The following is a 26102-nucleotide window of genomic DNA, read 5'->3' as shown; positions in this document are numbered from 1 at the left end:
ACGTGAAAAAGGCGGCATGGTGCCGTCGGATCAAAATAACGGATTTGATGCAGATTGAGCTATGCCCATGACCAGAATATTCCCCTGCACCCGAGTGCTTTGCGGTGCCGCGTTTGTCGTCGCCGTCCTGATGTTGTCCGTACCGAGTTCCGTGATCGCGGCGGACGGCGAACCGCTTGCGATTCGATTGTGGCCCGACGGTCGCGTCGGCATCGAAAACCACTGGGGGCTTCGGATCATGATTTCCACCAGCGGTTCGCCCCAGCAGACAACTGCCAGCCCCTTTCAAAAGGTCCTCACCAACCGTGGCGGGGTCGATCATGTCTGGTCGCGGCAGGCCAATGCCGACGCAGCCTCCTGGGGCCCGGCCACCGAACCAAACGCGATTCCCGGATCGATTCGCGTGACGTCGATGCCCGGCCGAGACAACGAAGCCGTCGGGATGCTGGTCCGAACCGACGGTGTTCGCGTTGCCATCCTGGGCGATTCGTCGGGCGCCGGCGACTCGCTGACCGACGTGAATGCGAAGCTGGACGTCGTGGTCCTCCCATCGCCGGCGGGCGCCCTGCTTGCCGATGCCGCAACGGCTGCGTGGATCAAAGCGATGCAGCCGCGCTATGTGCTGCTTCCTGCCGCGATCACCGACGAAGCCGCCAAGCCATTCGCGGATTCGATTGACGCGTCCGGCGAGATGATTGATGTGGACCACAACACGTTCGCGATCTCTCAATCCACCGATCGCGATCAGCCAACACGGTTGGTGAAGCTGAACCACAAACCGTACGAGTTGTCCGAGGAGTTGGAATCGTTGATGACAAAAATGGAAGCGTCGTGCAGTCGTTCCCAAGCCGTCTTCAGCCCACTGAGCGCGAATCAATTGAATTTCCGGCCCGCCAACGGGACGCACACGCCACGTTGGAACGCCGAGCACATGATGGGGCGGCAGCTGCTGTTCTTTTCGCAGATCTATCACGCGCTCGACCCGGCGATCCCGGTGATGGATTTGAATCCCGAGCAAATGCCGCCCGACTACACGGCGGCGCAACCCGATTGGGACGGACAGGAAGAAGCGAGGCAAATGCAACGTGTCAGCGACTTCACGCGGCGGTTTGCGTACCTGCTTCGCGGTATCAATCTGGACGTCAGGGCGCCGGGCAGCCGATGGACACTGCGGGGACTGTTGCGGCAAATGGATCGGCACTACGACGACCACACGGCGAACACGAAAAAGAAATTCGAATTGGCCGGCTGGCCGGACGACTGAGCCGCGTCGTCTCGAGCAACAAGCGTCCAATGCCTTCATAAAGAAAGAGGCGATCGTCGCCGGGTTGTCCGGGCACGGGTTCAAGTTCACCAGCGTCCTGGGCGAATTGGCCAGCCAGCTTGCCCTTGACGGCGAGACGACCCTCGACACGTCGTTGTTGCGGATCGAGAGGCTGTCGATTGAGTGGAATGGGTCGAGGCAATGGTGAGCCGCTGGCCGTAAGGCCTCGGGCGGGCGTCTGGATGCCCGCCCGCTTACGCGTCGCGGCTCACCCACTAAACCGACAGCCCGCTTGCGCCCTGCCGCTAAAACCTCGTCAAACACTTGGGAAAAGTGCTTCACAGCGTTGACATTGCGGGATAGTCCCAGGCGGAGCCTGCTGGACAGCGTGTTCCCAGGCAGAGCCTTGGAACAAGCTTGCAGCCAGAGCCGGGGAACAAGCTTGAAGGCTAAACGAACGTTGGGCGCCGTTGCGCGGCGCCAGTCGGTTCGCATTCCCACCTTGCCCGGACGACTTCTTACGCCCGCGGGTTCTTGGGTTTATGTTGGGCGGCATGCAAGATTCTTGGCCCATCATCGCGTCCGTCCTCGGTGTCTTTCTGGTGATGGGCGTGGGGGCCGCCTGCCGGTCGCTCGGATGGTTGACCGCCGAAGCCGATCGCACGCTGGCCAACTTGACCGCCAATGTGATGCTGCCGGCGTACTTCGTGCACCAGTTTTCACAAAGCAGCGAAATCGGCGAGATTTCCACGGCGTGGCAACCCCCGCTGTTCGGATTCGTGTCGACTGCTTTTGGATTGTTCCTGGCGTTCGGGCTTGCCCGATCGGCGGTCGGTCGCTGGTTCGGGTTGGTCAGCGATTCGTCTCAGCGAGCCTTCGCCTTGAGCGCGGGGATTTGCAATTACGGCTACATCCCGCTGCCGCTGGCCGAGCAGTTTTATCCCACCGCGATGATCGATTTGATTCTGCACAACGTCGGGGTCACGATGGCGCTTTGGAGCATTGGCATTGCGATCATCAGCGGGTCGGGCCGCGACGGCTGGAAAAAGACATTGATCAGCCCACCATTGTGGGCGGTCGTGTTCTCGATTTTCTTGAGTGCCATGGGGTGGGCACAATCCATCCCGACACCGGTGGCGACGGCGATCGGGACGCTGGGGTCGTGCGCCATTCCGTTGGGCTTGCTGCTCAGCGGTGCGATCATCGTCGACTTCATCCGCGATCAATCCTGGCTGGCCGACGCGCGGGTGATCGTCGCGGGGATCGGAGTCCGCCAGCTGATCTTGCCGCTCGTGATGCTCGGCGTCGGCGGCTGGGCGGTGGAAAGCCCCGACTTGCGGACGGTCGTGATGTTGCAAGCGGCGATGCCCGCGGCGGTCTTTCCGATCGTCTTGACCAAGCTCTACGGTCGTGACACCGAAACGGCCTTGCGCGTCGTCTTGTGGACCTCCGTCGCCGGAATCATCTTGATCCCCGCCTGGCTGGCCGTCGGAGCCTGGTGGCTGACCTAGTGGCGTAAGCTTCCAGCTTGCGATGCAGAAAAACCGGGTAAGCTTCCAGCTTGCGATGCAGAAAAACCAGGTAAGCTTCCAGCTTGCGATCTGCCGCACTCGCAAGCTGGAAGCTTACGCCACGAATTTGCTCCGCACCAACTCGGTCGCTCGGTTCCAATCGTCGGCGTCGGCGAACTGCTCACGTGACACCAGGCAGCAGGCGACGTCGTCTTCGTGGGGGTACAGCCCGATCACATCGTCGGTGATTTCAGCGTGATCAAAGAACTGCCAAGTGGCCCGTGTTTGGCTCAGCGACGTCATCGCGCAATACCCGTGATCATCCAGCCAGCCCTTGGAGCACCAGGCGATCGTTCGGCCCGTTTGGCGTGCGGAACGACGGGCGCGCCAGACGCGAACAAAAATGCTCGCCACCAGAAAGACGCACCACAGGGCCGCCAGGGCGACGTACAGCGTTCGAAAACCCGTCAGCACAAAGATGCTGATCAGCAGACTGACCAGCAGGATGGCCAGCGCGAACCACGTCCGCACCACTGCTTGTTTGCTTGCCTTCCACAAACGTGTTGTCCGTGCACAGTCTTCGTAAAACTCACCTTCAAACGCGACGGCGTCCTCCGGCATCGGAAACAGGCACGGCGCTTCCGGTGGCGTTCGCTTGCGTTCGTCAAGGAGCTGTGGCAACCGGGGCGGAAAGGCTTGCTGCAGGTCCGCGGCCACACCTCGGGCCGACGCCGGATCGGCGAACGCATCGATCGGAAGCGTCTGCCAAAACGTTTGCTCCTTTGCAAAGCTGAGCACCCACAACTCGTGCGTCGCGGCGCAGGAGACGAGTTTGTCGAGCGGCCAGTAGGCTTGGCTCTGACCGGTTTCGATCCACAAACCGTCTCGGTCGACCCAACCTCGGATCGGCCCCAAGGCCAGTTGAAAGCTGGGGACGCGGGTTCCGACCAGCCAACGTTGGTGCCGGCAAAACAGGGCAACGCCGGCCAGCAACACGGCGGTCGCCAGGAACGTGCGAAGCAGGTTGGTGGCGTCCAGGTCGCCGGAAGCCAGCACCAGCACGCTTACCAGCAGTGCGTACATGCCGGCCAGGGCAATCAGGACACGCGTCGTGTTGCGGTATTCGGTCCGGATTCCAGCCTTGATGACCGCATCGCGGTGATGCTGCCGCGTCACCTCACCGTTGAACTCCAAGCGGCCTGGGACGAAGTGACTCGGCGGCGGCGTTTGCCCGGCGGCGAGCGAATCGGTCGGCGGAGCTTGATAGGGATTGGGCGTCACGCCTGGGATTTTTGCACCAGGTCGAGCAGTTCTTGATCGATCACGAGCGACTCATCGCTTTCGGGGTTGAGATACAAACCATGTTCGGGCGGCATGTATTGCAGCAACGCGTCTCCGTCGAGGACGTAGCCCTCGATTTCGTCTCCCTCCTCGTACATTTCTTCCATCGAATGCACGAAGTCACCGGCGGCTTGTTCGTTGGTGAACGCGACCAACAGGTCCATCCCGTCCAGGTCGGTGCTGAAGACGCTGGCACCTTCCTCGTCATCGTCTTCCTCGTCCGACATCGTCAGCAGCACAAACTCTGCCGAGTCGAACAATTGACGAACCAGCACGGCGTCTCGCTGCTCGATTGCGAGCGCCAGTTTTGATTCGAGAGATTCGGTCGATTCGGACATCATTTGGCTCGCAGGGTTTTGGGGGCGGTTGGGCCGGAGTGGTGATGCCCTAGTTATCGCAGCCGGCCACGAAAAAGCAAACCCGTGGTGCCAGCGGTGCAATGATGTGAAGCACTGATTCCTTGTGTTTGACGAGGTATTAGCGGCAGGGCGCAAGCCCTCCGGTTTTTCCATGGTGTTTTTGAAGCGCGACCGGACGGCTCGCGCCGTTCCGCTAACACCTTCAGAGCCAAAGTAGATCGCATTGGGCTCGCGCCCTACCGCTACAAAATGCTCCGCAGCGTTAACCAAGGGCAACCACCCTCAGTCCCCCATGAACACCTCCCCCAACCCACCCAACAGCGAACCTTCGCCCTTGCGGGTGTTTCCTGCCGAGGGAATCGCTGCGGCGAGTCGTCCGGCGAAACGCGAGAACGGCAGGGATTGCAACCACACCGGCCCCGGACCGCGAACGGTCGCCAGAAACAGCCCTTCGCCGCCGAAGAACGCATTTTTCAGCCCGCCGACGAACTGAATGTCGTAGTGGACCGAAGGCCCCATCGCCATCAAACACCCGGTGTCCAGCCGCAGCGTCTCGCCGGGATCCAATTCGCGGTACATCATCGTTCCGCCGGCGTGAATGACCGCGATGCCGTCGCCCTTGAGCCGCTGCATGATGAAGCCTTCGCCGCCGAACAGCCCCGCACCGATCTTCTTTTGGAAGGCGATGTCGACCGTGATCCCGCGGGCACCGCACAGGAACGCGTCTTTTTGGCAGATGATTTCGCCGCCCAGCTGATCCAGGTGCAGCGGAATCATCCGTCCGGGGTGGGGGGCTCCGAAGGCGACCTTGGCTTGCCCGCCGCCGGTATTGGTGAACGTCGTCATAAACAGCGCTTCGCCGGTCAGCGCCCGCTTGCCGGCCGAGATCACTTTGCCGAACAAGCTGCTGTCTTGTTTGGACGGATCGCCGAAGACGGTCGCCATTTCGACCCCGTCGGTCATGTACATCAGCGCCCCGGCTTCGGCGATGGTCTGTTCTCCCGGGTCGAGCGTGATTTCGACGTATTGGGTTTCGTGGCCGAAGACCTCGTAGTCGATCTCATCACTGCGGCGGTTGACGCCGTCGCCGGACTGGCCGCCGCGCATTGTGACCGGCGCGGTGCTCATTTCGATCTCGCCGGCGGAAAACCGATCGTCGCCGTCGGCGGTCGAATCCAGGCCCGAGAAACCAGACGGCGCACCAGACGGCGACGTGTCCGCGGAACCTCCCGGAACACGAAATGTTTGTCGGCAGGCCTTGCAATTGACGGCTTTTCCGGCCATTTCGTCGCCCGCCTGGTAGTGTTTCCCGCACATCGGACAGTTGAATTCCACCGTTTTTTTTCCTCCAAACATTCACGAGATGGTTACTTTTCGCTGGATCGCAGGCTGCCCCAAAGGGCCCGTTTGCAGTTACCATAGGGCGCTGGCTCCGATAACGAACGCGACCGATGGGTTACCACCGATCCACGCCCGTTCGCACCGTCCTGATATCCAGTCCCCCCATCATAAAGGCATTCCGATGACCCAGCGATCCAAGGTGAACCATCGCCCAAAGCGTCGCCAATTCCTCAAGACCGCCGCAGCCGCCTCCGCCGCCGTCTCGGTCCCCTATTTCTATTCGACGCCGAAAACACTCGCCGACGAAACCAAGAGCAAGAACGACCGTGTCGCGATGGGCGTCATCGGTGCCGGCGGCATGGCGGGCGGCAACATGAACTCCGCCAAGGATTGGGTCGACGTCGTCGCCGTGTGTGACGTCGACGCCGGTCGCCGCAAGTCATTCAACCAGCGACACAGCGGCGGCAAAGCCGTGGAGTCGTTGGACTATCGCGAACTGCTCGACCGCAAGGACATCGATGCGGTGCACATCGCAACGCCGGATCACTGGCACACCAAGCCGCTCATCGAAGCCATGCTGGCCGGCAAAGACGTCTACTGCGAAAAACCGCTGACCCTGACGATCGACGAGGGCAAATTGATTCGTAAGGTTCAGAAAGAAACCGGTTGCATCGTCCAGGTCGGAACGCAGCAACGCAGTACGTTCCATCTGTTTGCCAAAGCGATGGCCATCGTCAATGAAGGACGGCTGGGGAAAATCCGCGAGGTCCAAGCCGCGATCGGAGGTGCTCCCACCAGCGAGTCGATTCCCGTCGCCGACGTGCCCAGCGGGTTGGACTGGGACCGTTGGTTGGGGCCCGCGCCGAAGGTCGATTACCGATACCTGCCCAGCGAGAAAAATCGTGGCCGCGGCAACTCGAACTGCCACTATGAATTCCGCTGGTGGTACGAATACAGCGGTGGAAAACTGACCGACTGGGGCGCGCACCACGTCGACATTTGCAACTGGGCGCTGAAGCTGAACGGTCAATCCGGGGGCCCGTTGTCGATCGGCGGCACCGCCGATCACCCGGTCGAATTTAAAGACGGCAAGCCCGTGATGAACGACCGCTACAACACCGCGACCGCATTCCTGTTCAACGTGATGTATCCCGGTGGCACCAAGATGATCATCCGCAATGACACCGACAACGGCGTCTTGATCACCGGCGACAAGGGCAAGATCTTTGTCAATCGTGGAAAGCTGGTCGGCAAACCGGTCGAGGACTTGAAAGACAACCCGCTGCCCGAAGACGCGATCGCCAAGGTTTACAAGAACTTGCCGATGGAGCAGAACGGGCGTGCGGCGCACTGGGCCAACTTCCTGCACTGTGCCAAAGAGCGAAAGGAGCCGATCAGCGACGTCCACACCCACATGGAAATGCTCAACGTCTGTCACCTGGCCGGCATCAGCGCACGACTCGGTCGTGAACTGAAGTGGGACGACGCCAGCGAACAGATCGTCGGCGACTCGCAAGCCAACAGCATGCTCGCCCGGCCCTACCGCAGCGGCTACGAAATCGACATGGGCTAAAGCCGATGCAATCCGAAGACGCGATCGATCTGCGGCGTCAGCTTCGCCTGACCTGGCTGTTGCTGACGCTGGTCACCGTGGTCTTTGTCTGGCCGACCGTCCGCGTTTGGCTGGGGATCGGCATGGCCGCCAGCGGAATCCCCCGCGCGATCACACCGCGCGGTGACTTGGCGGCCTTCGAACAATCGACGGTCGAACTGTTTCGCACTGTCAGCCCGTCGGTGGTCTACCTGACGACCCGATCACGCGTCGCCAGCCCGTTTTCGCGACGGGCCATCGAAGTCGATGCGGGTTCGGGCAGCGGTTTCATGTGGGACGAATATGGCCACATCGTGACCAACTTCCACGTCCTGCAAGAAGCGTCTTCGGCCAAGGTCGTGCTGTGGGATCAATCGTCCTACGAAGCGACGCTGGTCGGTGGATCGGCCGACCACGATCTGGCGGTGCTGAAGATCAAGGCGCCGGCCGCCAAGTTGCGGCCGGTGGCGATCGGAACCAGCGACGATTTGCTGGTCGGCCAAGCGGTGTTCGCGATCGGCAATCCCTTCGGACTCAATCAAACCCTCACCACCGGCGTCGTCTCCGCCAAAAGCCGCTCGATCGATAGTCCGACCGGACGTTCGATTGAAGAGGTCATTCAAATCGATGCCGCGATCAACCCCGGCAACTCCGGTGGTCCGCTGCTGGACAGTGCCGGCAGGTTGATCGGCGTGAACACGGCGATCTACAGCCCCTCGGGCACCTCGGCCGGCGTCGGGTTTTCCATCCCCGTCGACACGGTCAACCGAGTCGTCCCACAGATCATCGCCAACGGCCGTTACGAGCCGCCGCAATTGGGGATCCGCGTCAACCGTGAACTCAGCGAAGTCGTCACGACACGACTGGGCGTCGAGGGCGTGTTGATCTTGCACATCGTTCCCGGCGGCCCGGCCGATCGCGCGGGCCTGCGCGAGACCGTGATCGGTCAATCCAGTCTGGTTCGGCCCGGCGACATCATTCAACAGATCGGTGGTGCAACCGTTCGCGACATGAATGACATGCTCGAAGCGCTCGAACGCTACAACGTCGGCGAGACCGTCACGGTCCAGTTCCTGCGCGACGGCCAAGCCGAGTCCGTCGAGGTCACGCTGCAATAACAGTGGGCCAGGCTTCCAGCCTGTCATTCACAAGTGGGAGAGGCTTCCAGGCTCGTCAATCCACGCCCACTCCCCCGCCACTCACACCGATCACCCGCACCGTGGTCAGTCTAGTCGGTTTGGCCTAAACTGTTCGCCCCTCTCGACAAAATCCCGTCCCCAGGAATCGAATTGATGAGCGAGAATTATCGCCCCGGAACTCTGGCGTTGCACGCCGGCCAGGAACCCGACCCGACCACCAACGCCCGCGCGGTGCCGATCTATGCGACCACCAGCTACACGTTCAACGACACCGACCACGCCGCCGCGCTGTTCGGGCTGACCGAGTTCGGCAACATCTACAGCCGGCTGATGAACCCCACCGTGGATGTGCTGGAGAAACGACTGGCGGCGCTCGACGGCGGCGTCACCGGGTTGTGCTTCGCCTCCGGACAATCCGCGATCACGGCCGCGATTTTGACGATCGCCCACAGCGGTCAAAACATCGTCAGCAGCACCTCACTGTACGGTGGCACCTGGACCCTGTTCACGCAAACATTCAAGAGCCTGGGGATCGAAGTCCGTTTCTTTGACCCCGATCATCCCGAACAGATTCATGGCCTGATCGACGAGAACACCCGTCTGGTCTACATGGAATCGATCGGGAACCCCAAGAACGACGTGCCGGATTTCAAAGCGATCGCCGACGCGGCGCACAGTGCGCCCCACGGCGCGATCCCCCTGCTGTGTGACAACACCGTGATGACGCCGATGCTGCTCAAACCGATCGAGCACGGCGTCGACATCGTGATCTACAGCACGACCAAATTCATCGGCGGCCACGGCACCCACATCGGCGGCGCGATCGTCGACAGCGGCAACTTCAAATGGGCCGACCAGCCGGAGAAATGGCCGGAGTTCTGTGCGCCCTCTCCGTCCTATCACGGTGCGGTCTTCGAAGAGCATCTGCGTCCGATGGGCAACATCGCCTACCTGCTGCATGCCCGCACGCACTGGTTGCGCGACACCGGGGCGGCGATGAGTCCCTTCGCGGCGTTCCTGTTCCTGCAGGGCTTGGAAACGCTGCACCTGCGCATGCCCCGTCACTGCGAGAACGCGCAAAAAGTCGCGGAATTCCTGGAGTCCCACGATGCGGTCGAGTGGGTCAATTACCCGGGACTGAAATCGCACAAGGATTACGAGCGCGGACAACAGTACCTGCCCAATGGCCAAGGTGCGATCATGGGATTCGGGATCAAGGGTGGCATGGAAGCGGGAAAGAAATTCATCAACGCCTGCAAGCTTTGTTCACACCTGGCAAACATCGGCGACGCCAAGACGTTGGTGATTCATCCGGCCAGCACGACGCACCAGCAACTGACCGCCGAAGAACAGGCCAAGGCGGGGGTCGTTCCCGAATACGTTCGGGTCTCGGTCGGAATCGAAGATGTCCAGGACATCATCGATGACCTGAAACAGGCCCTCGCCGCGGCCACGTGAGCCAGCCCGATTCCACCACCGATCTGTTCGCAAGCACCGACGACGACCGCGTCGTCGGACCGCTCAAGCATGTCCAGAACGTGACCTTCGACGGCGACGTTGAACTGGAACTGGGCGGATGCCTGAGCAACGTTAGCTGCGCGTTCGAAACCTGGGGCTCGCTTAACGCCGATGCCTCCAACGCCGTGCTGGTCTGTCATGCCGTCTCAGGAGACTCCCACGCCGCACGGCATGACCCCGACGACGATCCCGGCTGGTGGGACGATCTGATCGGCCCCGGCAAACCGGTCGACACGGATCGGTTCTTCGTCGTCTGTCCCAATGTCTTGGGCGGATGTCGCGGCACGACCGGCCCCAGCGATCTCAACCCGGAAACCGGCCAGCCCTTCGGTGCCGACTTTCCGCGGATCACGATCGGCGACATGGTCTCGGTCCAGCGGATGCTGGCCGACCACCTGGGCATCCGCCGCTGGCACGCCATCGTCGGCGGTTCCTTGGGCGGACACCAGGCGATGGCCTGGGTCGCCAAACATCCCGATGCGACCGACGTGTGCGTTGTGATCGCGTCGAGCGCACGGCTGACCAGCCAAGCGCTGGGGTTCGACATCATCGGCCGCAACGCCATCCAAACCGACCCGCACTTTTACGGCGGCCAGTATTACGACAAACCCAAACGGCCCAATACCGGGCTGGCCATCGCGCGCATGCTCGGTCACGTGACCTATTTGTCGACCGAAGCGATGGAGGAAAAGTTCGGCTCCGATCGTCACGACCCGCGCGAGATCGTGTCCGTGTTCGAACAACGATTCAGCATCGGTTCCTACCTGGCACACCAGGGCCAGAAATTCACCACCCGTTTCGACGCCAACAGCTACATCACGCTGACGATGGCGATGGATCTGTATGATCTGGGCGTCAATCGGCTGCAATTGATGGAAACCTTCAACGATGCGGATTGCCAGTTCGTGGTCGTCAGTTTCAGCAGCGATTGGTTGTTTACCCCGGACCAGTCGCGTGACATCGTCAACGCGCTCGCGGCGCTGGGCAAGCCGGTGACCTACGCCGAAATCACCACGCCGCGGGGCCACGATTCCTTTCTGATCGCCGAAGACATCGACCAGTACGGGCCGCTGGTGCAAGCCCGACTCGGCGACGCCGACACCACGCCGACCTCGATTTCGGACGTCGAGGAGTTGATCCTGGCCGAGATTCCTGCCGGCGCGTCGGTGCTCGATCTGGGCTGTGGGGATGGCCACCTGTTGGCCGCGCTTCGCAAACGGGGACATGAAAAATTAGTCGGCGTCGAAGTCGAACAGGAAAGCATTGTCAAAACCGGACGCCGGGGCATCGACGTGATCGATTATGACCTGAACCATGGCTTGCCCGCGTTCATCGACAATCAATTCGACGTCGTCGTCCTGAGCGCGACCTTGCAAGCGGTCGCCAACGTGGAAACGCTGTTTCAGGAAATGATCCGTGTCGGTCGACGGATCATCGTCAGTTTCCCGAACTTTGCCTACCGAAAACTGAGAGAAGACTATGTTGTCCGCGGGCGTTCACCCAAAGCGCCCGGTGAATTCGCTTTCGAATGGTACAACACGCCCAATCGGCGGTTCCCCAGCATCGCCGATGTTCATGACCTGTGTCGCCAAATGTCGCTTCGCTTGGATAAAGAGATCTACGTCGACGCTTCCCTCGGGAAACGCATCGACGCCGACAACGATCCCAATCTGAACGCCGACACCGCGATCCTGGTGATTTCAGGCTAACCGTGGGATAGGCTTCCAGCCTGTCAATCGCAAGTGGGATAGGCTTTAACTCGTTCCAAGGCTCCGCCTTGGAACGCAAGGCCGCGGTGGCTCCTGCCACCCGCTGATGGCAGCTAGGAGGCGGGAGCCTCCATGACAGTGTGTTCCCAGGCGGAGCCCGGGAACAAGGCAAAATCACAAGTGGGATAGGCTTCCAGCCTGTCAGTGCAGACCGACAGGCTGGAAGCCTATCCCACTTTTCCTCACCCCCGAAACGAGGTGATCGGCGCGTCGAACGGATCGGTGTCGATGTCCAAATCCGACTGCACCAACTCGGGCGGCACGTCGCTCAAAAAGTACGGCTGGGTGTTCGAGCCGCCGGATTGATAAAACCGATTGTGGTGCGGGACATAGGCACCGTGCGAGCGTCGTGTTCCGGTCAGAAACAATTCGTTCTGAGCACGCGTCATCGCGACGTACAATACCCGTCGCTCCTCTTCCTCTTTTTCATCGTCGCCGATGCTGCGGACGTGGGGATAGTTGCCCGGCTGGACGCCGATCAGATAGCACACCGGTGCTTCGGTACCCTTGGCACTGTGCACCGTGATCAGAGTCACCAAATCGTCGACGTCTTCGTTGCTGGCTTCGGACTCGGTGATCGGGTCCAGCGTGTAGGTTTCTAAGAACTCGCCGACCGATTGATGCTTTAATGCCAGGCGACGCAAGAGTTTGAAATCCTTGCTGCGGCGGTCCCAATCGTCGTACTTCTTTTCCAACAGCGGCGTCATTTTGTCGGTCGCGGCGCCGATCACGTCGCTGGGCCGGTCCCAACACGTCAGACACTCGGCGATCGATTCGGCCAGACGCGGGTTGGTTCTGTATTGATCGGTCAAGAACTCGCTGATGACCTTGATGTTTGGCATCCCCAGCAACTTGCTGATCGTGGTGGCCGCCGTCTTTTCACCAATTCGCGGCCAAAGCGTCAGATACCGCATCCAAGCCAATTGATCGGCGGGGTTGTCGATCACGCGCAACAGGCTGAGCAGATCTTTGACGTGGGCCGATTGCAACAGTTGCGTGCCGCCGATGAATCGATAGGGGATGTCGTTTTCGATCAACGCCGCTTCGACACTTCGGGCCGCCCACGCACTGCGTGTCAGGATCATGTGGTCGCGCCATGGATCACCCTCTTCGTGTCGCTGCATCAAATCCGACGCCACCCAATCCGCTTCCTCAAAGTCGCCGTCCAGTTCGACCATCACGGGTTTGATGCCGGGACCGCGGGCGGCGCGAAGGTGCTTGTCATAGCCCAGTGCCGACTGGTCCAGCAGCCAGTTGGACAGGTCTAGAATCTCCTGGGTGCTGCGATAGTTTTCTTCCAGCTTCAGAACCTGCGCCCCGGAGACTCGCTCGGTGAAGGAGTGGACGTTGCGAAAGTCTGCGCCGCGGAACGCGTAAATACTCTGCGCGTCGTCACCGACGCAAAACAATTTTGCCGGATCACGCATGCCGTCCAAGATCAACCATTGCAGCGGATTGGTGTCCTGCATTTCATCGACCAGGATGTGGTCATAACGCGATTGCATCTTCTCACGGACGATCCGACTGCGGTGCAATTGCCGGGCGAACAGGTGCAGGATGTCGTCGTAATCGAAGTACCGGCACTCGTGCTTGCGCTTGGTGTAGTCCTGCAAGACGGCGCTGATCCGCTTGATCCCGTCTTCGTCGTGATCGGTGAACTCGGCCAGGTACTCGGCGACCGGGCGATTCGTGTTCCTCGCGTAGGAATAGTAGTTAGCAAGCTCGGCCGACTTGGGAAACGCGGCGTCCTTTCCCACCACGTTTGCCCGGGCCAGTTTCATCAGTTGCAACTGGTCGTCACGGTCGATGATCGTCAACGAACCGCACTCGAACAGATCCGGCCAGCGCCGCAGGTATTGCAGGCAGAAGTTATGAAACGTCCCCGTCGGCACGGTCTTGGCCGAGGAACCGATTTGCTGTGTCAGTCGATGCCGCATCTCGCGGGCGGCGCGTCGTGTGAAGGTCAACAGCAGGATACGTCGCGGGTCGACGCCGGATTGCGTCAGATGGACGACACGCGCGACGATGGTGCTGGTCTTTCCCGTCCCCGCACCGGCCAGGACCAGCACGTCATCCCCGGCGAACTCGGCGGCGCGCGTTTGCTCGGCGTTCAAATCCATTTCATCGATTCCAGACTGAGTTCAATCGGCAACACACCGGGCGCAACCCAATTGGGAGAGGCTTCCAGCCTGTCAACTGCAAGACGACAGGCTGGAAGCCTCTCCCACGTTCAATCAGGCTATAGACTTATCCCTTTTTTTTCAAGCGTCTGGCGATTTCCCGCTGCTCGTCGGCGGCGTCGAAGTCGGGGTTCGGCTCGGTCGGCACGGGGGCGGCGGTCGATTTTCGCCAGGCCTTGAGCAGCCCGTGCAATCGATCGCGGTCTTGCGGGTGCGACGCGGCCAGATTGGTCGTCTCGCCCGGGTCCGCTTCCAAATCATACAGCTCCAAGCCGCCGTCTTCGAAATACTCGTGCAGCTTCCATTTTCCGTTGCGAATGATGCTGCAGGGCCGCGAACGAAACAGCACATCGCGCTGCTCGTCGATTCGTTGGTAGCTTTGCAGATAGGCGGGGAAATGCCAGAACAGCGAACGTGTCTGGAACGCGGGATCGGCATCACCGGCCAGCAGGGGGCACAGGCTGAGCCCATCGATCGGTTGATCGGGAAGTGCCGCGCCGGTCATCTCACAGAACGTCGGGAACAAGTCGACGTTGATCACCGGCGTGTCGCAGGTCGTCCCGGGCTTCGTCACACCCGGCCAAACGACAAACATCGGCTCGCGGATACCGCCTTCGTAGTACGTTCCCTTGTATCCTTTCAGCGGTTTCATCGAAGTCGCCGGACCGTAGCCGCCGTTGTCGCTGGTGAACACGATGATCGTGTTTTCGGTCTGCCCCTGCGATTCGATCGTCTTGATGATCCGCCCCACGCCTCGATCCACACTTTCGATCATCGCCGCCATCACGGGATGGTCGTGCAGTTCGCCGGGTTCTTTCTGTTTGTACTTTTTCACCAACTCCGGCTCTCCCTGAATCGGCGTATGGACGGCGAAGTGGGTCAGGTACAGAAACCAAGGCTTGTCGGATGCTTGGCCAATGAACTGGATCGCTTCATCGGTCAAACGATTCGTCAGGTACTCGTCCTTGGGAGCATCCGCCAACTCGGGGATGTTGCCATGCGGCGGGTAGTAACCGCGCGGGGGACTGCCGCTGTGCGTGCCCGCAAAATTGAAATCGAATCCGTAGGGAAGCGGGTCGTTGCTGAGATGCCATTTGCCGATCGTGCCGGTTCGGTAGCCGGCGTCACGGACACAGTGGGCCCAGGTGCGAATGTCGGTTCGCAGCGTGTCGGTGCCGGGGATGTGCATCAGCCGTCCGTGGGTTCGTTTCCCCCGCCGCGAGGTCCCCACGTTATAGATCTCGTGGCGTGGTGAATATTGACCGGACAACAGGCAAGCACGCGACGGGGCACAATTGGCGGCGCCGGCGTAGGCATCGGTGAACACCATGCCGCGGGCGGCCAATGCATCCAGGTTCGGCGTCTCGTAAAAGTCGCTGCCCATGAACCCGGCATCCCGCCAACCGAAATCGTCCAAGAAAATGAACAACACGTTCGGCTTGTCGGCGGCTGCGGCGCTGGGGGACGAAAGTGCCGTGGCCGGCAAACCGACGAAGCAACAAACCAGTGCGAGCAATTTTGAGGGCATGCTTCAGATGTCAATTGGAGGCGAAATTGATCAGGCACAACAACGTGGGATAGGCTTCCAGCCTGTCAAGACACGGCCGATCCGACGCGATCAACACATCATAACCAGTTCCCCACACGGTTGAGTCAGCGTCGGGTCGAGCGAAGCGAGGGGAAGCCTGTTTGTTTCTCACGCCCCATTTCACGCTGCTGCAGCTTCGGCCCCCCAGTCGCCCCTCGTGACCCCGACGAAGAAGACCGCTACCAGATGTGCGGTCGCCTTGCAAATCATCGGAACGAGGACCAGCAACGCAGCGAACGGAAAAATGGCCAGCCCCCAGGCAAGGCGTTGGACTTCGGCTGTTCCGACGATCCTTGCTCGCCAGGGATAGGCTGAATCATATTCGACCGAGACGCCTCCATCGGCCCCCAAGTCCAGTTGATTGCCAGCCGGATAGCAAGTCGCTTGGTAGCTGTCGCCGCTCACCTCGTATGCGATCGTATAGGAATCGATACCTGACCGGCCACTGCTGGAGCCGATCAATCGACCGTCCGTTTGCTGCCAGTTCGGCGGAGGCAGGACCCAATCGACGATCAAGCTACGGCCGCGAAAAAACAGGAACACGAACAGAAAGACGGCCAACAACAGTAAGATTGAAAAAAAGGCCCCTGCCTGATTTCTCAACCGACGACAGCCGGCCGCATCACGAAGCCGACGCTTGACACGGCGCTGGTTTGGTTGCGCTCCTGAACCGACCAACTCTTCCAAGCATTTCTCAAGCCACTCCTGGTCAGCGATCTTTGGCCGATAGCATCTGCGCACGAGTGACAGATCACAGACGTAACCACGTGATTGAACCTCCCGCGCGATGCCGATCAATCGCCAAACCGGCCACCCGAGCAAACGCAACCTGACAAGCGACCATACCGTCGCGGAAACGCCCGCCCGCTCGGCATAGACCAGATCGGGTAACGCGATGAGCAACGGTCCATAGAGCACGCCCAGTGCGAGGAGAACGGAGAGGAGTCCGGTTGGGATAGGCATCACGAGTAAAAAGGGTCAGGAGCGAATGGCACGGGCTTCAGTGGAAACGCCTGCCTGCAGGTGCACTGCCTGCAGGTGCACTGCCTGCAGGTGCACTGCCTGCAGTGCAGTTGCGTCCGTGCCAGCACAACCGGCAGTGAGATCAAATCGAATTGGTAGTTTGCGCGACGTACATGAATTGAAAACACAGCGAGCCTCCGGTGCAGTGATGCTGCCAACCGCACCGCTTCACTGGCGGACTCACCGTGATCGATCAGTCTACCGATGTCGACTTCGAGGTTCAAAGCAAATTGCGAAAAGCTTCATCACCCGTTTTGAACTTCCTCCCGCCTCAGTTTTAGGCAATCCTGTTCGCGAACCTTTCCCAAATGGCCTGTGTCGGCTAATTTTTACGGTTCGTCGATTGCCGTCTCAATGGAATGAAACAACAGGGATTCACGTGCTTGATCCGACCAAGAAATACCCGATGGTGATGCCGGACGGGACTGTGATCAAGACCGTTGTGGCGCTGAATCAAGTCATCAAGCATCCTCGAATCGAGATCGGCGACTTCACGTACTTCGGTCATCTGGAAGAGTTGGACGACTATGCGAGCTATCTCGCCCCGTTTCTGTTTCCGCTCAGTCCCGAGCGTTTGGTGATTGGCAAATTTGGTCAAATCGCCCATGGCGTGCGTTTCATCACCAGTTCGGCCAATCACAATCTCCGCGGTTTCTCGACGTATCCCTTCAACAACTTTCGGATGCACGAACAGACGACCCTCGAAGAGATTCAGGCGATGTTTGAGATTCCCGGTCGCAAAGGCGACACCGTCATCGGCCACGTAAGCGTTCTATCTTCCCATGTTGACGGGAGCGGTAGCGTGGTGGGTTTCTTTCCACTTTTGGAGAAACCCATGGCACGATTGCCCGACCCACAGCTCGCCCGGCAATGGCGAGAGCGACTCGATCGATTTGAGCACTCTGAATTGACTGTCGCAAAATTCTGCGAAGTCGAAGGATACTCGGCGGCCTCCTTCTATCAGTGGCGGCGAAAGCTCCGCGACGAAAAGTCTCCCGGTGACCCGGCATTCATCCCCGTACAGTTCGATGCCAGCGAGCTTTCATGCGCAGCCCGGCGAGGCTTCGAAATCGACTTGCCCGGTGGGGCGACCGTCAAAGTGCCGCCGGATGCGACCACCGTCGAGAGACGCGAGCTGATCGCCGATATCGTCCAAGCGACTGCGGTCGAGGTAACGCTGTGATCGCAATCTCACCAACGACACGCATTTTCGTCTGCACCGACGCGACCGACATGCGAAAAGGATTCTGCGGTTTGTCGGGCCTCGTCAAAGCACACTTCCAGATCGACCTGTTCTCTGGTCACTTGTTTGTTTTCTTCAATCGCAGGCGTGACTACGTCAAGGTCTTGGCCTGGGACAAAGACGGTCTTTCTATCTGGTCGAAGCGACTCGAGCGTGGAACCTTTGAGAAGCTGACGCGAAGTTCCGACGGTGACTTGGAGATCGATTCGGCGGAACTAATCATGATGCTTCGCGGTGTGCAGATCGAAGGAACGCAGCGAAGGAAACGCTACTCGATTGACACAGCCAAAGTGGCGTAGCGGCAAGCGAAAAGAACTCCAAGAAATTGCAAACGCAAGGTGGTCATCTGCCTTGCGTTTTTTGTTGATCGCGCTAAAACAACCGTATGACTGAGCCGGAGAATCAAGACGACTTGCAGAGCCTCCGGCGGTTCAATGATGAGTTGGTCGAAACGGTTCAGTCACAACAGAAGACGATCGCACAACTTCGCGAAGAACTGAACCTGTACCGTCGCAAACTGTTTGGTCAATCCTCCGAGCGGCATGCCGAAGACGATTCGCAGTTGCATCTGTTCGATCTCGGCGAGTCGGTCAATGAAGGCGATGATGACGAGCAGGATCCGCCGAAGTCTCGCAAGAAGCGACGCCGTAAGAAGAAGTCCGAAAAACTACCGGCTCACTTGAGACGCAAGATCATCGAGGCGGACGTCTCGTCCAAAGAGCGAATGTGTTCTTGCTGTGGCGAAGAGATGCCCATCATTGGCACGGACATCAGCGAGCGGCTCGATCTGATTCCGGCGGAACTCTTCGTTTGGGAAATCCGTCGTCATAAGCGTGCCTGTGGCAAGTGCAGAGAGTCGATCGCGCAGGTTCCCGCCGGCAGCGAGCCCGGTGGACCGACCACGCCGGTTGCCGGCAGTGATTATGGCTTTGGCGTTTACACGCAAATCATCACCAACAAGTTTGCCGACCATTTGCCACTGTATCGAGGTGAAGATATCTTCGCCCGCGCAGGCGTGATGATCCCGAGAAACACGCAGTTTGGGATGCTTGTGAACATCGCGGCACTCGTCGCACCGCTGATCGCCTTGATGAAATCGCGAATCGTTTCGGGCCGCGTACTGGGCGTCGATGACACGTCGGTGCGGCTGCAAGATCCTGCCTTGCCCGGCAAGATGCGAACGGCTCGCTTCTGGCTGTATCGTGGCCGCGAAGACCATCCGTACAACGTGTTCGACTTTACCGAGAGTCGTGGGCGCGACGGTCCGGCGGGATTCTTGAAGGATTTTCACGGCCACGCGGTGGTCGACGCCTATGGAGTTCACGAGGGAGTCTACCTGGGGAAACACGATCAGATCTTTGCCGCGTGTTGTAACTGTCACGCTCGGAGGAAGTTCGTCGAAGCAAAGCCGAACGATCCGGTGGCCGCTGCGCGTGCGCTTGCGATGTACCGAGGACTTTATGACGTCGAGGATCGCGCAAAGCAGTGTAGTGCCGACGAGCGTCTTGAGCTTCGCCAGCTTGAATCGGCCCCGTTGATGAACCAACTCCATGACTGGTTGATCGAGAAGAGCAGCGATCCGCGAGTGTTGCCCAAGAGTTCGCTTGGCAAGGCCGTCAGGTACTCGCTGAATCAGTGGGACGAGTTAACGGTGTTTCTAGGCGATGGAGCGATTCCGTTTGACAACAACCAAACAGAGAACGAGCTTCGGAGCCTGACGATCGGTCGTCAGAACTGGTTGTTCGTCGGCTCCAATCGCGGTGGCGAAGTAGCCGCTGCGATGTACAGCTTGGTATCATCGGCGGCGCGGCATCATCTCGATGCTTGGGCTTACGTGGACGATTGCCTTCGCAAGCTTGCCGGTGGCTCGACGGACTACGAAGCGTTGCTTCCGGATGTTTGGCGAGGCCGCCATCCCGAGAGCATTCGAGTGTATCGTGATGCCGAGCAGGCGTCGCGACGATTGACAACTCAGCAACGCCGCGTGCGTCGGCGCGAAGCCAAGGTGGCGTGATGTCGGACTTGACCGAGCGAATCCAATTGACGCGTGAACATCGCGACTTGATCCTGAAGTACGGCTACGTGTCAGGCCGTTTGGAGGCGTCGCTTCGTCGTTGGCCGAAGGATCAACTGCTTCGCCGAGTTGGGATGACTCGGGTGGAACTGCACCTGCTGATCGGCGACCTGAGCCACTCGTGCGTCAAGGGCAAAGCGGGTTCCGATGTTGAAGCGGTCGCTGACCTGTGCGACCACCTGGAGTACGCCCAACGCACCGGGGATGGCGATCTCGACATTCTATGGTGACATCAGATCGGCTCCCTGCCATTTGAACCGCCCAAGTGGAAGATGCGTCGGCGTGCAAAGCTATCGCCAGCTTCGTGAATCGACTGGCCGTAGTTGATCAGCGATGGCAAAGCGGCAGCGTCTTGATCTCCCGTGGCACATGGCAGATCGAAGAACGCCTGGCCGACATGACTTGCGAGGTGTGATCAAGCGGCTCTTTTTCTTTCAGCAAAAGATCGAATCCGTTGACCGCACTTCGCGCGATTGCTTGGGAGTCGAGCGGAAACAGAACTCAGAGACATCCCAACGAGATCAAAACGCAGTATCCGCGGCAGCGCCGATGACCTGCGTGCTGGAGACGTTTGAAGCTGCCGCGGTAGCATCGGTTAGGCCACAAACACAAAGCGTGATTTTGGACTGCAGTGGCGATCAAGGTCTCCGGCGTTTTTGCGTTGGTCACGAATCCCGAAATGTTGATACGCCGACACCGCCACCGCGGTCAATTCGCCACAATGGCCCGATGGATCTTCGGATTGGTGAAAAGCAGTCGCCGGCCGCCCGAGCCACGAAGCGACACCTGGGCAGATAGAACGCTTACATCGGAATGGAGGCCGTGGTGATACCGGGTGTGACGGTGGGGGACGGCGCGATCATCGGGGCGCGTTCCGTGGTCGCCAAAGATGTGCCGCCCTACACGGTCGTCGCCGGCAACCCGGCCCGGCCCGTCAAAAAACGCTTCGACGACAACATCACCAAGACGCTACTCGAAATCTGTTGGTGGGATTGGCCGCTGGAGAAAATCGAGTCCAACATCGAAGCGATCATGGGTGCCGACATCAAGGCTTTGAAGCAAACGCACGATGAAGACGATGGCGGCACGACAGCCCACCGATCATCCTGCTGATTGCAATCCGTGGGTTCGCGCTGCCATCGGTGGGTTCATTTTCTTAACTCTGAAATGATTTTCTACGAAGCTTGGTCTGGGGATGCGCTAACGCGCCCCCCAAGCTTTGATGTGGCAAGCCGCTGGCGCGATTCCGCGATGCAGTTCGAGCACGATTCGGTGCCTCATCGCAAACGCTGGGTCTCTGGCACCCAATCGCCATGAAACGAAAACTGAAAACACCGCCTAAGATCAGTCGAATCAACCCCCGTCCCTTTTTCTCTCCCGATTGGTTATGCCATGAAGCATCATCTTCGACAGAACGTAAGCGGGTCGAAATCTTAATCCAGCACCAGTTCCGCATCCATGATACTCGCGAATAGCTCAGCAATTGACCTGACGTGATCTTCGTGTTCGAGGGCATAGTTCGCGGTGACCGTACCCAGTTCATCGTCCCATGCCGGTCCATCCGATCCTGGACTGGGGTAGTGTATCGTGTCCCAGAAAAACCTTCCAATGATCTCACCGTCAGTTTCGAGTGCACGTTCATCGGGCGGTAGCCTAAGTTGCATCAGCTGTCCGTTTGCAGGATTCCTGCCCATGCGCGGTGGAGGGTCCGTCAACTCGGGATCTGATTCTGCGATGGCCATCCACTGGGAGCGTCTCAACTGATGCATGTCGCCAACAACTTTCTGAATCCGAAGACTACCTTTCATGACCATTTAAGTTGGGCTCGCCAACCCTCTTAACCCTAGATTGCAATTCAGATTCAACACACTCTTCGTCTGGTTGGCATAACGAATTGCGATCTATCCGAGCACGCGGAGGAACGGGGATAGATCGTGCGCCAGAACTTTGTCGGCCTTCACGGGGGCCGGTGTTGGGTCTCGATTAGAGCGGATCTTGGCGAAGGCTGCCAGCGTTTTAGCCCCAGGCGACCTCGAGCTGGGTGGCGGCATGCCGGTCCGCTTCGGCAGCGACCGCCTTTGCACTTTCTTCTTCATTTTTCAGGAACCAGTCGTACCAAGTGCGGGGACGAAAAAAAGCGATCAGCACTTCTTGGTGGTCTGCCGGTATGTGGAGCGAAACGCACTGGCCGCCGGATTGGTCGCGGCAGCCGAAGACTGGCGATTCGGGAGCCTTTACAACTGGAACGGCGGAGACTGTGGAGTGAGACTTGCCCGGTGGCCGCTACCGCGGTTGCCTGGATGGATCAAACGGGTGAACGAATCTGTGAGCGAAAACGAACGGGAGCGACTGCAACGAGCAATCGCTCGCAGTCAGCCATTCGGCGAGCCCGGATGGGTCGAAACGACGGCCCGAAAATACAACCTCGAGTCGACCCTGAGAAAGCGAGGTCGACCACGCAAGTTCCCCCAAACTGCCAAATAGGCTCATAACCCTGGTATGCCCCCTCTCCTTGTCTCCCTCTCTGCCTTCCCGCTTCCTGCCATCGCTCTCCGACGGACATCCTGTCCCCGACGGGTTTCAAGCGACGGGCATCCTACCCGCCGTGCCTACGGCGTTCTTTCATGCCCGATCGGTGCGCGGTTCGGCATCGTGCCGAAGACATCGGCGGTCATCGTGACCGCCAGGTGTAGTGAAGCAGTGGGCCAATCATTGCGGCGGAAGCTGACTCGGTCCTGTGCTCAAGTCATCCGTCCGCCGACAGATCAATCGGAGAGGAGACCTGACCCATTGGATTTATTCTCATTCGGGAAATTTCGGCGGTTCAACTGTTTTACGTGTCGAAATAACGGGAGATTCAATTCATGGTCCCAACCCCCAATCTCGAAGTGCTCACTAGCATTAAAAAAACTCAATTGCCAAAGCTCTCGGGTTACCGATTCAACATGATTCGGATCAACATTCCATAGATAGCAATCCTCATTCACCTTGAATAAGTTCCCCCGCTCCCGTCGGTGGTCGATCCAACTTCGCAGGTTTACATCACCGTCAACAGACAATGTCAAGTGGGCTGCGTTTACAATCGAAGTTGGAAAAACCAACAAGGGACGAGCGATGAAGTCGTACGTATTGGTCACGCCGATATTGCGGTCATTTTCCCACATTATGAGGAGCTTCTCATACTGGCTTACAGGCAAAAGCACGTCACTCGCTGGCGGAGCCCACGGGCTAATGCTCGGCCCACCGAATGTTGGCGATGCCGCGATTCGATGGAGATGGTCTATGTTGAAGTACTTGGTCGCACCGAAGTGCCCGTATTCAAAGCAGATCACTGAAAGAAGATCGTTAAGGATTTTGCTGCCACCCCTTTGATTCCATTCACTCGTCGAACACGCGATGTTCAGTCTTGGGCACCGACTGTTGTCTAGATCAAATCGGATGTCCAGCCTTGGCTCTAGCTCCCTGAAGATGTAAGTCTCTAAGTTTTTTGCACCCTGACGCCGAAGTTTTCCAAGAAACTTTCCCGATGGGCAGAACGTCGGCCACCGCTTTCCACCAAGCGAAACTTGTCGCTCAGGTTCAGAGAGAGTCGGAAACCGATCAATCACGAATTTGATAAAGGCTTCTAAATCGGCCTCAGTCCATTTAGAGCTCCAACCGAGAAGCTCAACCGAATCTGGATACGACTCTTTTTGCACAATCATGGTTAGGTAATCACTCGGAATAGTCTTCCAGTCGTGTCGTAGATTTCTACTTTGGACGAGAAAAAGGGTCAGGAGCGAATGGCACGGGCATTTTGCCTAAGCCGCTGTGGCGTAACGGTTTCGGTTCGGATCACGCGGCGCTTTCATCAACTTGTAGTTTTTCTGCCTGCGTTTGAGTTCGCGTTTTTCTTGACGCCCAGGCCGGTCTCCCACTGTGATTTCTGAGATCGTAATTAACAGGTTTTTCCAGAGTGCTGTGCGATGGTTTGTTTGGTCGCGCAAACTTGCGGCAAACTCTTCGATCGCTTCCATTGTGCCCGTGAAACTTATCTGACTCGGACGCATGTTGAAACGCAAGGCCGAGGCAAGCATCACCGCTCGCACTAAGTTGTATCCAATCATGTGGCAGTCGATTTCTTTGCGGACCATTGCCGGACTTTTGCAACGCAAGTGTTCCATTTGCATCTGAGTTTTCAAGCTGCGGATATGCAACTCAACTTGCCACCGCTTTCGGTAGAGATCAGCAAGCTCTTCAGCTGCATATAAACTGGCGTCAAGAAGCGTTGTCGCCAGCGTGACCTCGCGGGTGCGGAATCCTTTTTGCTCCACCTTGCATTTCAAGTGCCGCACAATGATGGTTGTTGGAATTGCACCGTACTCCTCCTTATTCATCCACGATGGTCGGGCGGGCTTATGGTAGGCAACCAGCTGATCAAGGTAGCCAAGTTTAAGGCCTTTTCGAAAATCAATCTTGCGAAGGTGGTGGGCGCGAGCGACGAGATCAATCCCGTTAGTTTTGCTCAGTGCCAGAATCCAAAAGCTTGCGTAGTACCGGTCTGCCAACAAGATATTGCCCGGCAAAATACGGCGCAGTATCTGCCGAAGCAATGAAGTCTCGCCCGTTTGCTTTCCGGAGTATTGGCCCAACGCGACGGAATTCACAGCACCTGTCGCCAACGAAAAGAGACCAACCATACGCGCCATCGGGAAACCGCATCCGGGCCTCTGACTTTTAGGCTGAGGATACTCCGCTTGGTTCTTAGCGGTGTCAGCCATCGTGACCGTCCAGCCGTCAACCATTTCTACGATTCGCCCATGGAACAGCCAAGATTCACTGCACGCCTCGTCGCAACGTTGCGATGTCCATTCCAAGAGCTTGGCAAACAACGCTTCGGGTAGCTTGAGCCTCGCCTTGCAATACGAAGTCGTCTCACTACTTACACGCACTAGCCCTTGGGTAACACGCCATGCGTTGAGCCGGATAACGGCCTGCTGGCAGTTGTGGTTTTTGGAAAGCATTTGAGACACGAACATCCACACCACCACCATCGGTGTGTAGGGGCAGTCGTTAAATCTCAATCCAATCTCGGTGCATATCTCCCGGACTTTGTCGCGTGGCAAATGCAAGTCCAATACCAGTGACGAAGCCCGTTCAATTTTGCTTTGCACAGCAAATGACGTTTCGCTAGACTGAACACTCATGATGAATCCTCGTTGGGCGAGTGGTTGAAGCACCCTCGATTCCAACGGGGATTTGTCATTCAATCAACCTACTTTGGCATGAGAAAAGCAATTGACTTTTGCTGGCACTACATGCAGGGCTAGCAAAGTCCTGAGCCAACTACCGGTAGGCGTTTAGCCAAATGCCCGTGCCATTCGGCTCCTGACCCTTTTTATCGTGCCCAATCGCCGACAGTACGTTGACGCGGCATCGAAGCGATCTCATCCAGAGCGATGAAGCCACAGTCGAATCAACCCCCGTCCCTTTTTTCTCCCATTCTGCTGATTGCAATCCGTGGGTTCAGTTTCTTACCTCTGAAATGATTTTCTGCGAAGCTTGGTCTGGGGATGCGCTAACGCGCCCCCAAGCTTTGATGTGGCAGGCCGCTGGCGCGATTCCGCGATGCAGTTGGAGCACGATTCGGTGCCTCATCGCAAACGTTAAGTCTCTGGCACCCAATCGCCGACAGTACCTTGACGCGGCATCGAAGCGATCTCATCCAGAGCGATGAAGCCACAGTCGAATCAACCCCCGTCTTTTTTTCTCTCCCGCGTTAAGATTTTTGGGTGGCCCCTTTTAACTTTGGTGAATATGGCCATGACAGTGCTTTGTTTCTCTCGACTACAACTGGAGATTCTCATCAAACCAGACATCCTCGTAGTCAGGTGCGATCAGAAAACGCCATCCTGGCGGCAGCTGAAGAAATGGAAGGGACTGTGAACACCATTCAGGAAGATGCTCCAAATGCAACGGATTGAAGAAATCTGGGTCATCTGACCAATCACCAGCCCAAATATACCAACCACATGTGTCGACGGTTGGCTCACAGCGCAGTCCATGGATAGGTTGCACGCCTTCTTTGACGTTGAGCGAAATCCCAATCTTGCTTCCATCGACACATGGATATGGTTTTACACCATATTTATCGCACAATCTTTGTTGAGATTCATTCATGC

The 26102-nt window shown here is 58.4% G+C and carries 20 protein-coding genes and 1 pseudogene; 11 read left to right on the top strand and 10 right to left on the bottom strand.

The features are described from left to right. Positions 1-67: 67 nt before the first annotated feature. Together Enr13x_RS06775 and Enr13x_RS06770 are read left to right on the top strand one after the other, a co-directional pair. On the top strand, positions 68-1264 hold the full coding sequence (locus tag Enr13x_RS06775) for a DinB family protein (protein ID WP_197455848.1): 1197 nt from the start codon (positions 68-70) through the stop codon (positions 1262-1264). A gap of 554 nt (positions 1265-1818) precedes the next feature. After that, entirely contained in the window at positions 1819-2775 is a 957-nt protein-coding gene (locus Enr13x_RS06770; protein ID WP_231744133.1) for an AEC family transporter, read from the top strand. 114 nt (positions 2776-2889) lie between these two features. Here Enr13x_RS06770 and Enr13x_RS06765 read toward each other — a convergent pair whose 3' ends face one another. The 3 genes from Enr13x_RS06765 to Enr13x_RS06755 form a co-directional block, all read right to left on the bottom strand. Continuing rightward, a complete protein-coding gene (locus Enr13x_RS06765) occupies positions 2890-4056 on the bottom strand; it encodes a hypothetical protein (RefSeq protein ID WP_145385301.1) in 1167 nt (388 codons plus the stop codon). Beyond that, complete coding sequence (locus tag Enr13x_RS06760; RefSeq protein WP_197455847.1) at positions 4053-4457, bottom strand: SseB family protein; 405 nt, start codon at positions 4455-4457, stop codon at positions 4053-4055. The genes Enr13x_RS06765 and Enr13x_RS06760 overlap by 4 nt, the downstream gene beginning before the upstream one ends. 300 nt (positions 4458-4757) lie before the next feature. Then, positions 4758-5810 carry an AIM24 family protein gene (locus tag Enr13x_RS06755; protein ID WP_231744132.1) on the bottom strand — a complete coding sequence of 351 codons (1053 nt, stop codon included), beginning with the start codon at positions 5808-5810 and terminating at the stop codon, positions 4758-4760. A 205-nt stretch (positions 5811-6015) separates the two neighbouring features. Between Enr13x_RS06755 and Enr13x_RS06750 the strand changes: the two genes are divergently transcribed. The 4 genes from Enr13x_RS06750 (at position 6016) to metX (ending at position 11773) form a co-directional block, all read left to right on the top strand. Next, a complete protein-coding gene (locus Enr13x_RS06750; RefSeq protein WP_390621097.1) occupies positions 6016-7389 on the top strand; it encodes a Gfo/Idh/MocA family protein in 1374 nt (457 codons plus the stop codon). 5 nt (positions 7390-7394) lie between these two features. Then, positions 7395-8525: a S1C family serine protease gene (locus Enr13x_RS06745; protein ID WP_145385298.1), complete on the top strand. Its 1131-nt coding sequence runs from the start codon at positions 7395-7397 to the stop codon at positions 8523-8525. Between the two features lie 174 nt (positions 8526-8699). Further along, positions 8700-10004: an O-acetylhomoserine aminocarboxypropyltransferase/cysteine synthase family protein gene (locus Enr13x_RS06740; RefSeq protein WP_145385297.1), complete on the top strand. Its 1305-nt coding sequence runs from the start codon at positions 8700-8702 to the stop codon at positions 10002-10004. Next, complete coding sequence (metX, locus tag Enr13x_RS06735; RefSeq protein ID WP_145385296.1) at positions 10001-11773, top strand: homoserine O-acetyltransferase MetX; 1773 nt, start codon at positions 10001-10003, stop codon at positions 11771-11773. The genes Enr13x_RS06740 and metX overlap by 4 nt, the downstream gene beginning before the upstream one ends. Positions 11774-12015: 242 nt before the next feature. Here metX and Enr13x_RS06730 read toward each other — a convergent pair whose 3' ends face one another. The 3 genes from Enr13x_RS06730 to Enr13x_RS06720 form a co-directional block, all read right to left on the bottom strand. Continuing rightward, positions 12016-13953, bottom strand: a complete 1938-nt coding sequence (locus Enr13x_RS06730) for an ATP-dependent helicase (protein WP_145385295.1) — start codon at positions 13951-13953, stop codon at positions 12016-12018. Between the two features lie 127 nt (positions 13954-14080). Then, positions 14081-15541, bottom strand: a complete 1461-nt coding sequence (locus tag Enr13x_RS06725) for a sulfatase (protein WP_145385294.1) — start codon at positions 15539-15541, stop codon at positions 14081-14083. A 180-nt stretch (positions 15542-15721) separates the two neighbouring features. Then, positions 15722-16564 (bottom strand): DUF3592 domain-containing protein, encoded by an 843-nt coding sequence (locus Enr13x_RS06720; RefSeq protein ID WP_145385293.1) that lies wholly within the window; start codon positions 16562-16564, stop codon positions 15722-15724. A 439-nt stretch (positions 16565-17003) separates the two neighbouring features. Between Enr13x_RS06720 and tnpA the strand changes: the two genes are divergently transcribed. From tnpA to Enr13x_RS39655, 5 genes and pseudogenes are all read left to right on the top strand, one after another. After that, positions 17004-17807, top strand: a complete 804-nt coding sequence (gene tnpA, locus Enr13x_RS38815) for an IS66 family insertion sequence element accessory protein TnpA (protein WP_231744131.1) — start codon at positions 17004-17006, stop codon at positions 17805-17807. Beyond that, a complete protein-coding gene (tnpB, locus tag Enr13x_RS37760) occupies positions 17804-18166 on the top strand; it encodes an IS66 family insertion sequence element accessory protein TnpB (RefSeq protein ID WP_261344157.1) in 363 nt (120 codons plus the stop codon). The genes tnpA and tnpB overlap by 4 nt, the downstream gene beginning before the upstream one ends. 86 nt (positions 18167-18252) lie before the next feature. Then, positions 18253-19881 carry an IS66 family transposase gene (gene tnpC / locus Enr13x_RS06705; protein ID WP_145384478.1) on the top strand — a complete coding sequence of 543 codons (1629 nt, stop codon included), beginning with the start codon at positions 18253-18255 and terminating at the stop codon, positions 19879-19881. After that, positions 19881-20171, top strand: a complete 291-nt coding sequence (locus tag Enr13x_RS06700; protein ID WP_145384479.1) for a hypothetical protein — start codon at positions 19881-19883, stop codon at positions 20169-20171. The genes tnpC and Enr13x_RS06700 overlap by 1 nt, the downstream gene beginning before the upstream one ends. A gap of 595 nt (positions 20172-20766) precedes the next feature. Next, positions 20767-20869: pseudogene (locus Enr13x_RS39655) on the top strand (CatB-related O-acetyltransferase); the annotation flags it as partial. A gap of 1088 nt (positions 20870-21957) precedes the next feature. On the opposite strand, the gene Enr13x_RS39330 reads toward Enr13x_RS39655, so the two are convergent. From Enr13x_RS39330 to Enr13x_RS06680, 4 genes are all read right to left on the bottom strand, one after another. Continuing rightward, positions 21958-22089, bottom strand: coding sequence for a hypothetical protein (locus Enr13x_RS39330; protein ID WP_261344169.1), 132 nt, complete (start codon positions 22087-22089; stop codon positions 21958-21960). Positions 22090-22706: 617 nt separating this feature from the next. After that, positions 22707-23645 (bottom strand): hypothetical protein, encoded by a 939-nt coding sequence (locus Enr13x_RS06690; protein WP_145385291.1) that lies wholly within the window; start codon positions 23643-23645, stop codon positions 22707-22709. 96 nt (positions 23646-23741) lie between these two features. Next, positions 23742-25127 carry an IS4 family transposase gene (locus Enr13x_RS06685; RefSeq protein ID WP_145385290.1) on the bottom strand — a complete coding sequence of 462 codons (1386 nt, stop codon included), beginning with the start codon at positions 25125-25127 and terminating at the stop codon, positions 23742-23744. 640 nt (positions 25128-25767) lie between these two features. Then, positions 25768-26100: an immunity protein Imm33 domain-containing protein gene (locus tag Enr13x_RS06680; protein ID WP_145385289.1), complete on the bottom strand. Its 333-nt coding sequence runs from the start codon at positions 26098-26100 to the stop codon at positions 25768-25770. Positions 26101-26102: the final 2 nt, after the last annotated feature.

It is taken from the genome of Stieleria neptunia, from assembly GCF_007754155.1.
GTDB classification, from domain to species: Bacteria; Planctomycetota; Planctomycetia; order Pirellulales; family Pirellulaceae; genus Stieleria; species Stieleria neptunia.
The sequence above is the reverse complement of the archived record's forward strand: the minus strand, read 5'-3'. Positions and strand labels throughout refer to the sequence as shown.